This window comes from Kitasatospora sp. NPDC059803, assembly GCF_042732255.1.
Taxonomy (GTDB): Bacteria; Actinomycetota; Actinomycetes; order Streptomycetales; family Streptomycetaceae; genus Kitasatospora.
This window is the reverse complement of the sequence record NZ_JBHWIJ010000276.1, coordinates 11,332-11,581: the sequence shown is the minus strand read 5'-3', so window position 1 is coordinate 11,581 and position 250 is coordinate 11,332.

The window sequence follows — 250 nt, the reverse complement described above, 5'->3', positions numbered from 1 at the left end:
GGCTTGTCCAGAGCCGGGCGCGGGCCGTCGGTCCCCACCCGGTGCCGATGCCCTCAGCGCCGGATGGAGTACTCACGTGCGGTGCGGTCAGACCGCGACCGCCTCCGCCATCTCCTCCTCGGCCTCCACCGGGCTCTCCACCGCCCGGCGCGCGCGGGCGCCGGGGGGGGCGGGGGGGCCCCCCCCCGGCCCCCCCCCCCCCACCCCCCCCACCCCCGTCTCCACACTGCCCCCCCCGCCCCCCCCCCCC